Genomic DNA, 14,310 nt, shown 5'->3' on the forward strand with positions numbered 1-14,310 from the left:
TAAATTGATATAATTAAAGTTGAGAGTAGATTTTGAATAAGGGGGTATGTGATATGAGAGATCAAATTATAAAAAGCGTTGAAAATATTAAAGATGAAATGGTTAATTCAATTATTGAAAGTGTACAAATACCAAGTGTAATTGGTGAAGAAAGTAAGCAATATCCATTTGGAAGAAATATAGATGATGTACTAAACCATATTCTAGATTTGTGTGAGAAATTAGGATTTAAAACTTATAAAGATAAAGAAGGATATTATGGCTATGCAGAAATAGGAGAGGGCGAAGAATTAGTAGGGATTTTAGGGCATTTAGATGTAGTTCCAGCTGGAGATTTAAGTGCATGGGATGTAGAACCTTTTAAGGGAACTATAATAGATGGTAAGCTTTATGGAAGAGGAACTCAAGATGATAAAGGGCCTACTATTGCAGCTATATATGCAACAAAGGCAATAATAGATTCAGGCTTTAAGTTAAATAAAAGAGTTAGATTTATTTTTGGAACAGATGAAGAAACTTTATGGAGAGACATGGCTAAGTACAATGAAAATAAAGAAGAGATACCTAGTTTTGGATTTACGCCAGATAGTGCATTTCCTTGTATAAATGCTGAAAAAGGATTATTACAATGTATATTATCATCAAATAAAGCATCAAAAGTAAATTTAAAAGCAGGAGATGCTTTTAATGCAGTTCCAAGTAAAGCTAAATATAACAGTATAAATTTAGTTGAACTAGAAAGTGAATTAGATAAATTAGGGTTTGAATATAAAAAAGAAGAAAAAGCTATAACAGTTATAGGAAGAAGTGTGCATTCGCAAAAATGCAATGAAGGTATAAATTCTATATCTAGACTTTGTATAGCACTTAAAAATATTGGAATAAGCACTCCAGCTATAGATTTTATATCTGAAGTAATAAAAGAAGATGCACATGCAAATTATATATTGCCAAATTGCGAAGATGTATCAGGTAAGTTAACCCTTAATTTAGGGAAAATTGATTTAAATGAAGATGGTGAAAAAATTTATTTAGATGTTAGAATACCGGTTACAGTTGAAAAAGATGAATTTGTAAGTGCATTAAGTGAAAAAGCAAATAAATATGGATTAGATTACATTGAATATGATTGGCTTAACTCAATATATATACCTAGTGACCATTTTTTAATAAAAACTTTGAGAAAAGTATACGAACAAGAAACAAATTGTGATTCAACACCTATGTCATCGGGAGGAGCTACTTATGCAAGAGCTATAGATAACTGTGTTGCATTTGGAGCAATATTCCCTTGGGGTAAAAAAACGGAACACCAACCAAATGAATATGTTGAAATAAAAGATATAATAAAAGCTACTGAAATTTATGCGCTTACATTATATGAACTAACTAGATAATTTGATGTATAATAAATAAGGGACCTTTCTATAAGTGGAAGGTTCCTTGTTTGTAATAAAAAGAAAAGAAAATTAATAATAGTTAAAAGGAAGGGGATGATTAGATGTTAAAAAATGGAGCAGTTATATTTTTTTCAGGAACTGGAAACTCAAAATACATAGCTAAGATTTTCAAAGAAGAATTTGAAAAATTAAACGTAAACATGGATATTATAAACATAGAAAAAGAAACCGGATTAAAAAAAGAATATGATTTCTATGTATTTGGAGGTCCTATACATGCAGAGATGCTACCAAGAATATTTACAGATTGGGTAAGCAAAAATATACCAAACGAGCATAAAAAGTGTATAGTATATCACACATTAGCAGGCGATAAACATAGTGAAGGCAGAGTTTATTTAGCCAAATTGTTAAAGAAAAAAGGGTTAGATGTAGTTATAAATACATCTATACAGATGCCTAATAATTATTATCATAAATTTTTTAAAAGAGATACAGATGAGCAGATAAAAAAAGTTTTAAGTTTAGCTCCAAATAAAGTAAAAGTTATTGTTACAGATTTTTTAAATGAGAAAAGAAGTGATATAAATTATAAAAAGCTAACGGTTGGAACAAAATTGGTTTATGATAGTTTTTTGATTTACGCTAAAAAATACGCAAAGAGAAATTTTTCTGTAGATAAAAGTAAATGCATAAATTGCAAGATATGTGAACATGAGTGCCCTACTAAAAATATAGTTATGGATGAAAAAAATATAGAGTTTTATAACAAGTGTATAGGATGTGAAAAATGTATTCATAGATGTCCTACAAATGCTATTTTATTTAAAGATGAGCCTTTTACACCATATAAAATCGAGGATTATATATAAATAGGAAAATGAAAGGAAAATTGCAAAAAATTACAAAAATGGAACAAAAACGACAAAAATATAGAAATATCTTGTGAAGATGTGTACTATAAATATCTAAAGGGTATAAACCCCTTATAAAAGATATTAGGTGGTGCAAAAATGAGCAAGAAGATAAAAATAGTTATTTTTATGATGATTATTTTAATAATAGGATTAGGTGCTAAGTTCGTATATGGAGAAGCTGAAGATCCAATGCATAAGAATTTTAAGGATCATGTAGTTTTTTATCCTCAACATCAAGATGATGAAACTCTATGGGGGGCAAGTGCAATTATAGAAGCTATAAAAGAGTGTGGAGCAGATAATGTATATATTGTATTAGTTTCAGATGGTTCAGGTGTAAATGTATTTAATCAGCTTGAACAATTCAAGGGCATAAGTAGAAAAGAAAAAGAGATTTTAAGAAACAATGAATTTAAGGCAGCATTAAGCAGTTTAGGGGTAAAAAATAGTAATATAAGAATTTTAGCAGATGAAACAGAAAAAACAGGAACACATTATGATTTAATGGAAAAAGCTATATTAGACTTTGAAAATAAATTTAGTAGTGTTACTCAAGTTTCTCAGCATTATCAGTATGATAATCATCCAATGCATAGAAAAAATGGAATAGTTTTAAAAAGACTTAGTGATGAAGGAAAAGTAAAAGATGCTAGATACTTTGTAAAACCAGCATATGTAAAAGATATACCAGAAGATAAAAGGGATACATATACAGTAAATAATGAAGAAGATAAAGTAAAAGTAAAAGGCGCTTTAGATGCATACAAAACAAAAAATGAAAAAGAACAGCTTTATGGAATTGGATATATGTCAACCCATAAATATTTTGATCATTTATACAATGATCCTCAATATACATCAGTATTAAGTAGATACTAATAAAAACTATCTAAAATTGAACAATTTTAGATAGTTTTTTTATTATTTTAATGTGGCAATTAAATAAGAAATGAATATTTATAAATAAGGGTGAAAAAATAAGTACACTTAGTAGCAAATCATAATTTTTTTAACAACGACACTAGGTGGTGGATAATATGAAAAAAACAAATATTAGAATAGGTACTCTAATATTAACTCTTTTTATAATTGTGGTTGGAGCTAAGTTTCAAGGGGTTAAAAGCGAAAAACTTGAATATAAGAAGCTTAGTAGTCATGTAGTCTTTTATCCTCAACATCAAGATGATGAAGTACTTTGGGGAGGTAGTGCAATACTTAAAGCTATAAACACTTGTGGAGCAGACAATGTATATATTGTATTAGTTTCAGATGGATCAGGAGTTAATGCATTTGATCAAATGCCAGAATTTAAAGGTATAAATAGAAAGGAAAGATGTTGTTTAAGAAATAATGAATTTAAATGTGCTTTAAAAAATTTAGGAGTAAAAAGTAGCAATATAATAATTCTAGCCGATAAAACAAAACAAGAGAAGCCACACTTTGACCTTATGGAAAATACCATATTAGAATTTGAAAATAAATTTGGCAGTGTTACTCATATAGCTCAGCACTATAAATATGACAATCATCCAATGCACAGAAAAAATGGAGAAGTTTTAAAGAAACTTAGTGATGAAGGAAAAGTAAAAGATGCTAGATATTTTCTCAAACCTTCGTATGTTAAATATATTCCTCAAAAACAAAGAGACGTGTACGTATCAAATACTATAGAAGATAAAGCTAAAATAAAATGTGCACTTAATTCATATAAAATAAGAAATGAAAAAGAACATCTTTATGGAATCGGATATATATCAGCCCACACGTATTTTGATCATTTATATAATGATCCTAAATATAAATCGGTACTAAGTATTTATTAGAAAAGGTGCATACAGGTAAATTTTGTTATTTACCTGTATGCACCTTCATAGTTTATATAAATTTGCAAAAGAAACAACTTTGTGTTAAAATTAAGTTGTTTCAAGAAAAAACTTGTTTATGAATTCGAGTTGTTACTTTTGACATAAAAAATATATGGGAGGTTGAGCATGAAACAAAATAATATTGTATTTAAAATATCTTTATTACTGACCAGCATAGTTGTAATATTAGGGCTTGTGTCACCTACAATGTTTAAGAATATATCTAATAAAGGATTTAATATAGTGGTAAATAATTTTAACTGGGTATATCTGATCGTTATGTTAGGATTAGTTATATTTGCAGGTTTTTTAGTTTTTAGCAAATATGGGAATATAAGGTTAGGAAAAGATACTGATAGACCGGAATTTAGTAATTTATCGTGGTTTTCTATGTTGTTTGGAGCAGGAATGGGAATTGGATTAGTATTTTTCGGAGCAGTAGAGCCTATGAAGCACTTTGTAAATCCAATAGGATTAGAAGCGGGAAGTTTAGAGGCTACAAATTTTGCTATGCAACAATCATTTATACATTGGGGTGTGACTCCATGGGCGGCTTATGCAATAATGGGATTGTCATTAGCATATTTTCAATTTAGAAAAAATGCGCCAGGGTTAATAAGTAGTGTGTTTTTACCTATTTTAGGAGAAGAAGGAGTAAAGGGGCCTGTAGGAAAAACTATAGATATTTTAGCCGTATTTACAACAGTAACTGGAATAGCCACATCTTTAGGTATGGGAACAATGCAGATTGCAGGTGGACTTGAATATATGTTTGGTATAAAAAATAATATATACTTACAAATGGTTATAATAGCTGTAGCTACTATTTTATATATTAAAAGTTCTACTAGTGGGTTAGATAAAGGTATAAAATTATTATCTAATATAAATCTAACACTAGCAGCTTCATTATTATTAGGGGCTGCAATTATTGGGCCTACAATGGATATTGTAACAAACTTTTCAAATGGTATAGGAGTATATATAGAACAATTTACATCTCAAAGTTTATATATGGATCCTACAGGTGAATGGATTAGCCAGTGGAGAGTATTTTATTGGGCGCTGTGGATAGCATGGATACCTTTTGTTGGAATCTTTATAGCCAGAATATCTAAAGGAAGAACTATAAGAGAGTTTATAATTGGAGTAACCTTAGTACCAGCATTAGCATGTATAGTATGGTTTTCAGTTTTTGGTACATTAGGAATTAATTTAGGGTTAGATTTTGCTAAAGATGCAACTATGGTAACTGAAACGGCACTTTTTAAAGTTTTTTCAAATTATCAATTTGGAAATATATTATCATTAATAGCTATGATATTACTATGTACATTCTTTATATCATCAGCAGATTCAGCTACTTATGTACTTGGAATGTTTACATCTAATGGAGACTTAAATCCTAGTAATAAAAAGAAAATTACTTGGGGTATAATACAAGCATTATTGGCTTTAGTACTATTAATGTCTGGAGGACTAGAAACATTACAGACAGTATCTATAGTCTCTGCATTCCCGTTTGCGATAATAATGGTAGTGAGTATAGTATCTATAACGAAAGCATTAAAATCAGAATTTAGAGATGAAAGTAAAGTACTAAAAAAAGATTTTGTTAGTGAAAAGGAAAGTAAGAAGTCTGCAATTAAAATTCAAAAGGAAGCTTATTAAAAATAAAAAAGGAGTATCTTAAAATGATCATATGATCAGCTTAAGATACTCCTTTTTTATTAAGTTTTTTACTATTATTTTTCGTAAAGGAACATAGGCACAGATGTATTAACGTGAGTATCTCCAATAACCATAAGTATATCATTTTCCATAAACTCAATATAAGGCCCAGGAGATATTATAAGGTCTTCACCTCTTTTAATCGCAACAATAGTTCCACCAGTATTTTGCCAAAAGTTAGTTTGACCTGGTGTTTGACCTATTAATTTACAATTAGATTTTATTAGAAACTCAAAAGGAACAAGTGGGTTTATAGTAGACAGTCTACTAGAGTAGTCTACTATTTTATTCATAGTTTCTAGAATTTGAGACTCTAATTTACTTCTTGAGCTAAGTAGTTCTGATAATTGAGATTTATATGAAGAAACATTTGTTATATTTTGGTATTTTTTTAAAAAAGACTCAGCGTTACTACGAGATAGCACTATAATACCTTTACCCTTTATACTTTCAACAACTTTTAAGTCTTCAAGTATTTTTATTGATCGTCTAATTGTCTCCGGAGATACATTGTACTTTCCAGCAAGTGCAGACCTTCCATGAAGAGTAGTTCCTTCAGCTATATAACCATTACATATATTATTTGCTATATCTATAGCAATTTTTTGATATATAGGCATAGTATATGATTTTTCCATGATTCCTCCAAAATTATATAAATATATTCTAACACTTAAATATTGTATACCTACTGTAAAAGGATGTCTATAGACATTTTATATATATAAAATAATAATTTTTTTATTATTGGCATTTGACAATAATAAAAAAAGATGCTAATATTTAATTAGCAAATGCCAATAATAAAAAGGGAGGTATATTTTATGAAAATAGCAATTTCAGCAAATGGAAAAAATTTAAGTGATTTACTTGATAAAAGATTTGGAAGATGTGAGTTTTTTCAAGTTTATGATACTGAGACAAAAGAAATAAAAATAATACAAAACAAAGGAAATCAGGCTAGTGGAGGAGCAGGAATAGCAGCAGCTAACCAAATAGTAGATGAAAATATAGAAATAATAATAACTGGAAATTTAGGACCTAATGCTTTTGACATAATTGAAGAAAATAGCATAAAGGCATACACATGTGAATGTTTACCTATAGAAGATATATTGAAAAAATATGACAAAAAAGAGCTTAAAGAAATAACTGTATGTGGGCCTAAGCATCAAGGATAAAATAATTATTTTGGAGATGATAGAAATTGAATATAGCAATACTTAGTGGAAAAGGTGGAACAGGAAAAACTACTGTATCAACTAATTTGGCCTTTTCAATAGGCGCAAATTATATAGATTGTGATGTAGAAGAACCCAATGGTTTTTTATTTTTAACCCCCAAAATAAAAGACGAAGAAAGTGTTATGGTGGATTATCCAGTAATAGATAATGATAAATGTAAAAATTGCAAAGCATGTGTAAGTGTTTGTCAATTTAATGCATTAGCAAAGGTTAAAGATAATATTAAAGTATTTGAAAAATTATGCCATGGCTGTGGAGCATGTGAAATTGTGTGTAAGTTTGGAGCATTAACTTATGAAAAAAGAGAAATTGGAAAAATACAAAAAGGAAGCAATGAACATATAAATTGTATTAGAGGTATTTTAAATATAAGTGAACCTATGGCAGTTCCTATTATTAAAAAACTTTTGAAAAATTTAGGGAATGATCTTAATATAATAGATTGTCCTCCAGGAACATCATGTAATGTTGTAAACTCGTTAAGATATGCACATGGAGCAATACTTGTAACAGAGCCATCAGAGTTTGGGTTACACGATTTAAAAATGGCTATAGAGCTTGTTAAAATGTATAAGATACCCTTTGGAATAGTTATAAATAAAGATGATGAAAAAGATAATATAGTAAAGAAATATTGTAGAGAAAGTAATATATGTTTATTAGGGACTATTCCTTATGATAAGGATGCAGCTATATTATATTCAAAAGGTAAAATGATTTGTAAAGATGAAAAATATGAAAAAACATTCAAAAGTCTTTCAAAAAATATAAAGGAGGTACTACTTTGGAATTAGTTGTATTAAGTGGAAAAGGTGGTACAGGAAAGACTACTATTGCAACCGCATTAGCAGAACTTGAGAAAAATGTAATTAGAATAGATTGTGATGTAGATGCTCCTAATTTATATTTGTTTTATAAAGGTGAAGATATCAAAAAGGAAGATTTCATAAGTGGTAAAAAAGCGATTATAAATGAAAATTTATGTGATAAATGTAATAAATGTGAAGAAATATGTAAGTTTGATGCTATTAGAAATTCTGAAATAGACCCATTTTTATGTGAGGGATGTGGAGCGTGTTCTTTAATATGTCCTAAAAATGCAATACTTATGGAAAATGAAAAAACAGCAGATACATATATCACTCAACTAGAGGATGGATTGATATCTAGAGCACAAATGGAAATTGGAAGTGACGGTTCAGGAAAATTAATTACTCGTCTAAAAGAAAATGGTAAGAAGATAAATGAAGATAAAAAATTAACTATAATAGATGGATCTCCAGGAATTGGATGTTCTGTTATAGCTTCTATAACTGGGAGTGATTTAGTTTTAGTTGTTACAGAACCTACAAAATCAGGAGTTGAAGATTTAAAAAGAGTTATTAAGTTGTGTAAACATTTTGATGTTTTTACTATGGTTTGTATAAATAAATATGATATAAATGAGTCTATATCAAAGCAAATAGAAGAACTTATAAATAAAGAAGACATGCAGTTAGTAGGTAAAATTCCATATGATGACAATGTAATGAAATCTATAAATGAATTAAAACCTATAACTCATTATAAAGAAAGTATAGCTAATGAAGCTATAAAAAAAATATATATAAATATAAAAAATATTATAAAAAAGTAAAAGGAGATTTAAATTATGAAAATAGCAGTTGCATGTGAAGGTAAATTAGTTAGTGGACATTTTGGTCATTGTGAAGGATTTTACACTTGTGAAGTTCAAGATGGAAAAATAGTGGAAGAAAAATTTGTTCAAAATCCAGGCCATAAACCAGGGTATTTACCAGTATTTTTAAAAGAATTAAATGTAAGTACTATAATATCTGGAGGAATGGGTGAAACAGCACAACAACTATTTAACCAAAATAATATAGAAGTAGTAGTTGGAGCTACAGGAGACTGTGGCGATACTGTAGAAAAATATATAAATGGGAATCTAAAATCAACAGGTTCTGTATGTACAGAACATGCACATGAAGGTCATTGTAATGAATAAAATAAAAGGTATTCATTATGAATTATAATTTGGATTATTTAAAAAAAGTAATAAGTAAAAGCGGTCATAAAGTAACAACACAAAAACTATTAATATTAGAAGTTCTGATAAATAATAGTCATCATTTAAGTGCGAAAGATATATATGATAAGCTAAAACAAAAAAATATAGGCCTTGCAACTATTTACAGATCTTTGAATTTATTTATTGCATTAAACATAATAAAAAAAGTAGAAATAGACAATATAACTTACTATGAAATGAAAATTTTTAGCCAAAATCCATTTCATATTCACTTTAAGTGTTCAAAATGTGGTAGTATAATTGATATAAATAATAAAGATATAAATATTAATTATATTGGCATAATAAGAAAAGTTGAAGAAGAAGAAAACTTTGTAATAGATGACTCTGATATTATGTTTAAAGGTATATGTGATAAATGCAAGGAGGATATTAAATGGCAAGACCAACAAAATTTAGACGAGTAGAATTTTTCCCTGAAGATACATATTTTACGCCACTAGATAAGAAAGGGTGTAAAGTAGATGAAATAATTTTAAAGTTAGAAGAGCTAGAGGCAATGAGGCTTAAAGATATAGAAGAGCTAAATCAAGAAGAATGTGCTAAAAGAATGCAAGTATCTAGGCAAACTTTTCAAAATATAATAGATAGTGCCAGAAAAAAAGTAGCAATAGCATTAACAGATGGAAAAGCTATAAAAATTGATGGTGGTAACTATAGAGCTAGCTTTTGTAAGTTTAAGTGTTTTAATTGTGGAGAATTATATGAAATAAATTATGAACAGGATAAACATAAGTGTCCATCTTGTGGGTCTGATGAGGTTATATGTAGCAAAAAAGCAGGAATTTGTAAAAAATGGTGTGATAAAAATAAATAAAACTATCTCAATATATATTGAGATAGTTTTATTTATATAAATCTGGACGACGATGATTAAGAACAGGAAGTTCTTTTCTAACTTTATCAACATAATCAAAATCTATATCACAAATAAAAAAACCTTCTGTTTCATCTAATTTATCTACAATATCACCCCAAGGAGAAACAACAATAGAGTTTCCAAATGATACATATGAATCTTCAAAATTTCTAGAAGGAGCACATCCAATTGTATATATTTGGTTATCAACAGATCTAGCCTTAAATAATAAATCCCAATGACAAGGTCCAGTTTTCATATTAAAAGCAGCTGGAGCTATAATTGCTTTAGCACCTTTATCAACCATTATTCTAAATATTTCGGGAAATCTTAAATCATAACAAATACAAAGTCCAAATTTACCAAACTCAGTGTCAAAAACAGTTATATTATTACCTGGAGTTATAGTTTTAGATTCATGAACAAATTTATCACCTATCTTCATATCAAATAAATGGATTTTTCTATGTTTAGCTATCATTATACCATCTCTGTTAAATACGTAAGATGTATTATAAATTTTATCTTGATTATCTAACTCAGGCATAGAGCCAGCAACTAAATATATTTTATTTTCTTTTGCTAAGTTAGACAAATATGTAAAAGTATTTCCTTGTTCATATTCAGCATATAAAGGAAACTTAGATGTTTCATAAGGGCAGCAAAACATTTCAGGGAGTATGATCATATCGATATCATTTTTTAAAACTTCATTTAATATTGAATTTAGATTTTTAAGATTTTTAGCTTTACTTTCACATATACGCATTTGCACGACAACTACTTTACATTTATTCATATATATACCTACCTTTTATATATTCTCTAATATTATCTTAATATAATATGATATTACAAGCTATCTTAATGATATAATATTAATTATATTTAAGTAAGAGAGGAGTATAAATATTTTGAATGATTTTTTAGTTAATATAAATTCAGATATAAAAAGATGTGAAGAAATAATAATGTCTAATAATTATTTGGAAATTGTTATAGCTATAGAAGAACTAACAGACAAGTACAAAGGTAGTGTTGATGATATAGAACCATCAAATGATAGGGTGTGGAATTTTACAAAAAAAGATCTTGAATTTTTAAGGAGCAAACTTGAAATTAAAAGAGATGAAATATTATATAAATATATAGATAAGCATATAAATGTAGATAAATTAATAAGTAGTATAAATGAAAATATAGAAAATAATAGTAGTCTAAATAATGAGGATAAATTGGATGCAGCTAAAGTATTAGATGAAATAAAAAAAATACATAGTGAAAATTTAAATAAATATTTGACTTGGGAGAAAATGAAAAAATATATAAAGTGGAGTTTGATTCAAGAAGAAACTATAGGAATGAGTATATTTAATTTAATTAATGTAACAATAAATAATAAAAAGGACAGTTAACTGTCCTTTTTATTTTATCTACACAGATATGTGTTTACATCTACTGATTGTATTAATCCTAAATTTGGAGGATTACCTACTGCAAATATAGTATATATTCTATTTGCTTTAAGGTTTACTTTACTTGAAAGCGCGATATCTCCATTTTCAGATAAAGCTACTTTTATGTCATACATACCAGCAGGGACTTTAATATAGTCAGTGCTTTCTTTAAAATCAATATCCTCAAATATAGGAGTATTATTAGCAAGAATATTGACACTAGGTGCATCAGGAGATAGATGAACAACCCTAAGTGTAGCCTCCTTAGTTGAAGGCACTTCATTTATATCATCTTCTATTAATAGTAATTCTATATTTTCTAAGTTTCCAACAGCTGCTATAGTAAAAATTCTATTATCAGGAACATCAACCATTTTATTTATTACAACAGTTGATGAATCATTTGCAGGTGTTACCTGTATTGTATGCATTCCTTCTTCTAAATAAGAATAATCAGAAAAGTTGGTGAAGGATAAATCTTCAACCACTAATTGACCATCTATATAAACATCAACTTCTGGTGCATTAGGAGATGCATGAAGAACTCTTACAATAGAAGTTCCTTCTTGAGTTTTAAAACAATCCATTTATATAATTCCCCCTTTATATAATTTATATCACTCATATAGAGTATGAAAAAGTTTATATATTTGTTCTTAATATAAAAAAATAATATAAAATTAAAAATAGTAGTTAGTATCATTATTATATGGGTATAATAAGAATATAAGAAAATCATATAAAATATATTAGGAGGATTAAAAATGTCAGAAAAAGTGTGTTTATGCAAAGGAATAACAAAAGAAACTATATTAGATGCAATAAAAAATGGAGCTGATAGTATTGAAGCAGTAAAGGATGCAACTGGAGCTACAACTGGATTTTGTCATGGTGGAAGATGTAAGTCTACTATTGAAAAATTAATAGAAGAAAATAAATAAAAAAATAAAATTAAGATATCGTTTATTCCAAAACACTCAGGGGTAGACGATATTTTTTTACTAAAATACAATAAAAAATATGATAAAAGTTAATTTTTTTGGGTATAAACTTTAGTAACTGTTTAATTGTCGAAATATGCAATTAAGTTAAAGTTAATTTAATATTTTACTTTATGAATCAAACAAACACTAAAGGAGATTTAATATGAAACACTTATTTACAGAAAAAGTAGTTCCAATAGAACTAGACAACCCATCTATACAAATTGATTTTGATAAATGTATAAAATGCGGATTATGCAAAAGAGTATGTGCAAATGAAATTGGAGTTAATGGATATTTTGATTTAGAAAATACTGGAGACATAGCTATATGTATAAACTGTGGTCAGTGTGTACAAGCTTGTCCTAAAAAAGCCATAACTCAAGTTATTGATGTAGATAGAGTTAAAGAAGCTATAAATGATCCTGAAAAAATTGTTATATTCAGTACAGCTCCAGCTGTTAGAGTTGCACTTGGAGAAGAATTTAATTTAGAAGAAGGCGCTTATGTAGAAGATAAAATGGTTGATGCCTTAAGAAAATTAGGTGGAGACTATGTATTTGACGTAACATTTGGTGCAGATATGACTATAATGGAAGAAGCTAATGAATTAGTAAGCCGTATAAAAAATGGAAAGGGTAAAACTCCACAATTTACAAGCTGCTGTCCGTCATGGGTTAAATTTGCAGAAACTTTTTATCCTGAATTAATACCGAATTTATCAACAACAAAGAGTCCAATAGGGATACAAGGTGCTGTTATAAAAACTTACTTTGCCCAAAAGGCTAATATAGATCCAGAAAAAATAGTAAATGTAACTATAACTCCTTGTACTGCTAAAAAGTATGAAATAGATAGACCGGAGATGAATGCTTCGGCTAAGTATAATAAGTCTGAAAATATGCGAGATAATGATATAATATTAACAACTAAGGAACTTGCACAATGGCTAAGAGATGAAGAGATAGATTTTAATGCTTTAGAAGGATCTAAATTTGATAATATACTAGGCCTTGGTAGTGGAGCAGGTGTAATCTTTGGTAATAGTGGCGGAGTTATGGAAGCTGCGGTCAGAACTGTATACAATATACTAACTGATGAGAACCCACATAAAGAATTACTACACTTTAATCCAGTTAGAGGCCTTGAAGATGTAAAAGAAGCAACATTAACTATAGGGGATACCACTTTAAAACTAGCTGCTGTTCAAGGTACTGCAAATGTTAGAACTTTAATAGAAAAATTAAAATCAGGCGAAGTTAAGTATGATTTTATAGAAGTTATGACTTGTAAAGGTGGATGTATAGGTGGAGCAGGACAACCTAAAATGAAAGCTAGAATTTCAAATGAAATGAGATTAAAACGTATAGAAGGATTATACGATAAAGATGAGCATATAGCTATAAAATGTAGTTATGAAAATCCAGATGTAATAAATGTATATAAAGAATTCTTTAAACAACCTTTATCACATTTATCACATGAACTTTTACACACTACTTTTGAATCTAAACATGATATGTTAGGATTAGATAAAGATAGTAATGTAAGTGATATAGGATAAGAGAATCGTTGTAATATTACTTGTATAAGTTTGCACAAGTAATATTACAATTTTGTCTTATAAAATAGAAGAACAATAAAATGAAAATTGTGGTATTATTTGGTTATAAGCAAAAATTTAATTAGATAATATCACAATATTAGTAAATGTATTTATATTATAAATAGTTTTAATATTAGAGGAATTAATGTGTAAATA

General features: G+C 28.0%; 17 protein-coding genes. 14 read left to right on the top strand and 3 right to left on the bottom strand.

Going from position 1 to position 14,310, the window contains the following annotated elements:
* Positions 1-53 precede the first annotated feature (53 nt).
* The 5 genes from VN21_RS13405 (at position 54) to VN21_RS13425 (ending at position 5,853) form a co-directional block, all read left to right on the top strand.
* Positions 54-1,397, top strand: a complete 1,344-nt coding sequence (locus VN21_RS13405; protein ID WP_046823697.1) for a M20 family metallopeptidase — start codon at positions 54-56, stop codon at positions 1,395-1,397.
* A 104-nt stretch (positions 1,398-1,501) separates the two neighbouring features.
* Positions 1,502-2,272, top strand: a complete 771-nt coding sequence (locus VN21_RS13410) for an EFR1 family ferrodoxin (protein WP_046823698.1) — start codon at positions 1,502-1,504, stop codon at positions 2,270-2,272.
* Between the two features lie 141 nt (positions 2,273-2,413).
* A complete protein-coding gene (locus tag VN21_RS13415) occupies positions 2,414-3,196 on the top strand; it encodes a PIG-L family deacetylase (RefSeq protein WP_052952070.1) in 783 nt (260 codons plus the stop codon).
* A 158-nt stretch (positions 3,197-3,354) separates the two neighbouring features.
* Complete coding sequence (locus tag VN21_RS13420) at positions 3,355-4,140, top strand: PIG-L family deacetylase (RefSeq protein WP_052952071.1); 786 nt, start codon at positions 3,355-3,357, stop codon at positions 4,138-4,140.
* Between the two features lie 168 nt (positions 4,141-4,308).
* Complete coding sequence (locus VN21_RS13425) at positions 4,309-5,853, top strand: BCCT family transporter (RefSeq protein ID WP_084822174.1); 1,545 nt, start codon at positions 4,309-4,311, stop codon at positions 5,851-5,853.
* Positions 5,854-5,927: 74 nt separating this feature from the next.
* On the opposite strand, the gene VN21_RS13430 is transcribed toward VN21_RS13425, so the two are convergent.
* Complete coding sequence (locus VN21_RS13430) at positions 5,928-6,551, bottom strand: TrkA C-terminal domain-containing protein (RefSeq protein WP_046823699.1); 624 nt, start codon at positions 6,549-6,551, stop codon at positions 5,928-5,930.
* Between the two features lie 186 nt (positions 6,552-6,737).
* Here VN21_RS13430 and VN21_RS13435 point away from each other — a divergent pair, with 186 nt between their 5' ends.
* Genes VN21_RS13435 through VN21_RS13460 form a run of 6 tightly spaced genes read left to right on the top strand, consistent with a single transcriptional unit; the run spans position 6,738 to position 10,066 of the window.
* Positions 6,738-7,094 (top strand): NifB/NifX family molybdenum-iron cluster-binding protein, encoded by a 357-nt coding sequence (locus VN21_RS13435; RefSeq protein ID WP_046823700.1) that lies wholly within the window; start codon positions 6,738-6,740, stop codon positions 7,092-7,094.
* A gap of 26 nt (positions 7,095-7,120) precedes the next feature.
* Complete coding sequence (locus VN21_RS13440; RefSeq protein ID WP_046823701.1) at positions 7,121-7,951, top strand: P-loop NTPase; 831 nt, start codon at positions 7,121-7,123, stop codon at positions 7,949-7,951.
* Complete coding sequence (locus tag VN21_RS13445) at positions 7,942-8,793, top strand: ATP-binding protein (protein ID WP_046823702.1); 852 nt, start codon at positions 7,942-7,944, stop codon at positions 8,791-8,793. The genes VN21_RS13440 and VN21_RS13445 overlap by 10 nt, the downstream gene beginning before the upstream one ends.
* A gap of 15 nt (positions 8,794-8,808) precedes the next feature.
* A complete protein-coding gene (locus VN21_RS13450) occupies positions 8,809-9,165 on the top strand; it encodes a NifB/NifX family molybdenum-iron cluster-binding protein (protein WP_046823703.1) in 357 nt (118 codons plus the stop codon).
* 17 nt (positions 9,166-9,182) lie between these two features.
* Positions 9,183-9,656, top strand: coding sequence for a Fur family transcriptional regulator (locus VN21_RS13455; RefSeq protein WP_046823704.1), 474 nt, complete (start codon positions 9,183-9,185; stop codon positions 9,654-9,656).
* The gene (locus VN21_RS13460) at positions 9,626-10,066 is read left to right on the top strand and encodes a DUF134 domain-containing protein (protein WP_046823705.1); all 441 of its coding nucleotides are present in this window, start codon (positions 9,626-9,628) and stop codon (positions 10,064-10,066) included. The genes VN21_RS13455 and VN21_RS13460 overlap by 31 nt, the downstream gene beginning before the upstream one ends.
* Before the next feature lie 28 nt (positions 10,067-10,094).
* On the opposite strand, the gene VN21_RS13465 is transcribed toward VN21_RS13460, so the two are convergent.
* Positions 10,095-10,907 (bottom strand): carbon-nitrogen hydrolase family protein, encoded by an 813-nt coding sequence (locus tag VN21_RS13465; RefSeq protein WP_046823706.1) that lies wholly within the window; start codon positions 10,905-10,907, stop codon positions 10,095-10,097.
* Positions 10,908-11,022: 115 nt separating this feature from the next.
* Between VN21_RS13465 and VN21_RS13470 the strand changes: the two genes are divergently transcribed.
* On the top strand, positions 11,023-11,523 hold the full coding sequence (locus tag VN21_RS13470; RefSeq protein ID WP_046823707.1) for a hypothetical protein: 501 nt from the start codon (positions 11,023-11,025) through the stop codon (positions 11,521-11,523).
* A gap of 14 nt (positions 11,524-11,537) precedes the next feature.
* Here VN21_RS13470 and VN21_RS13475 read toward each other — a convergent pair whose 3' ends face one another.
* Positions 11,538-12,152, bottom strand: a complete 615-nt coding sequence (locus VN21_RS13475; RefSeq protein WP_046823708.1) for a DUF4397 domain-containing protein — start codon at positions 12,150-12,152, stop codon at positions 11,538-11,540.
* A 177-nt stretch (positions 12,153-12,329) separates the two neighbouring features.
* On the opposite strand from VN21_RS13475, the gene VN21_RS13480 reads away from it, so the two are divergent.
* Both VN21_RS13480 and VN21_RS13485 read left to right on the top strand, forming a co-directional pair.
* Entirely contained in the window at positions 12,330-12,506 is a 177-nt protein-coding gene (locus VN21_RS13480) for a (2Fe-2S)-binding protein (protein WP_046823709.1), read from the top strand.
* 205 nt (positions 12,507-12,711) lie between these two features.
* Positions 12,712-14,112 (top strand): [FeFe] hydrogenase, group A, encoded by a 1,401-nt coding sequence (locus VN21_RS13485; RefSeq protein ID WP_046823710.1) that lies wholly within the window; start codon positions 12,712-12,714, stop codon positions 14,110-14,112.
* Positions 14,113-14,310: the final 198 nt, after the last annotated feature.

Source organism: Paraclostridium benzoelyticum (genome assembly GCF_001006285.1).
Taxonomy (GTDB): Bacteria; Bacillota; Clostridia; order Peptostreptococcales; family Peptostreptococcaceae; genus Paraclostridium; species Paraclostridium benzoelyticum.